This is a genomic window from Agromyces sp. P1_H4, from assembly GCF_056405255.1.
Window position 1 is genome coordinate 1 of the sequence record NZ_JBFUCL010000550.1, and the last position, 1259, is coordinate 1259.

A 1259-nucleotide genomic window follows, 5' to 3' on the forward strand; every position below is an offset into this window, starting at 1 on the left:
GTCGAGGGCGACCTCCATGCCGAGGGCGGCCGCGCGCCGCACGAAGGCGCGGAAGTCGGCCAGGGTGCCGAGGTCGGGGTGGACGGCGTCGTGCCCGCCCGCGGCGCCGCCGATCGCCCAGGGCGAGCCCGGATCGTTCGGCCCCGGATCGAGGGTGTTGTTGCGGCCCTTGCGGTTCGTCTCCCCGATCGGGTGGATCGGCGGCAGGTACACCACGTCGAAGCCCATCGCCGCGACGCCGTCGAGCCGCTTCATCGCCGTGCGGAACGTGCCGCTCTTCCAGCTGCCGTCCTTCAGCCGGCGCGCGCCCTCCGAGCGGGGGAAGAACTCGTACCAGGAACCGACGCCGGCGCGGCGCCGCTCCACGAGGATCTCGTGCTCGGGCGAGTCGCTCGTGAGCTTCGCGAGCGGCCAGGCGGTGAAGACGTCGAGCGCCGGCGCGTCGACGAGGGGCCGGCGATCGTCGACGGATGCCGCGTCGTCGCGCAGCGCGGCCGCGAGGGCCGTCAGCTTGCGGCGCGCCGCGATGGGCCGGGCCTTCTCGGCGGCCGCCCGATCGAGGAGGCGTGCGCCGATCTCGTACATCAGTTCGGCGTCGACGCCGGCATCGATCTTCAGGGCCGCGTCGTGCCGCCACGTGGCGATCTCGTCGTCGAAGCCGGTGACGTGCCAGTGCCAGATGCCGCGCTCGTCGAGGAGCACCCAGGCCTCCCACCGATCGGTGCCCGCCGTGAGCGGCGACATCCGCACGTGGCGCACGGTGCCCGAGGGGCTCGTCAACACGAGCATCGCGCCGACCTGGTCGTGGCCCTCGCGGAACACCGTCGCGCGGAACGGCACTACTTCGCCCTCGAAGGCCTTCGGTCGCCAGCGGTCGTCGGGGAGGGCCGGCGTGACCCGGGTCACCGGGATCCGGCCGGCCAGTACGTCTCGCGAGGTCACCTTCCGACCGTAGCGTGGATCACGTCGCCTCGCGCGTGGTTGACGCCGCGGCATGCCGATGCCGGCCGAACGGCCCGTTCACGCATTCGTCACGCCGGCGACCTAGGGTGGAGCGCGTGAAGCCGATCCGCAAGTTCACCGTCCGTGCCGTCGTGCCGGGCTCCTTGTCCGCCCTCGAGGAGCTCGCCGGCAACCTCCGGTGGTCGTGGCACGAGCCGACGAAGCGCCTGTTCGAGCACATCGACCCCGAGCTGTGGCGCACCACCCGGCGTGATCCCGGAGCGTTCCTCGGCGAGGTCGATCCGGCGAGGCTCGAC

General features: G+C 72.8%; 2 protein-coding genes. One reads left to right on the forward strand and one right to left on the reverse strand.

The annotated features are described in order from the left end of the window. Window positions 1–942: maltotransferase domain-containing protein (locus tag AC1DY2_RS19865; RefSeq protein ID WP_476763978.1), on the reverse strand; the 942-nt coding region annotated here is incomplete at its 3' end. Between the two features lie 116 nt (window positions 943–1058). Here AC1DY2_RS19865 and AC1DY2_RS19870 point away from each other — a divergent pair. After that, a partial coding sequence (locus tag AC1DY2_RS19870; RefSeq protein WP_476763979.1) for a DUF3417 domain-containing protein occupies window positions 1059–1259 on the forward strand: 201 nt, incomplete at its 3' end.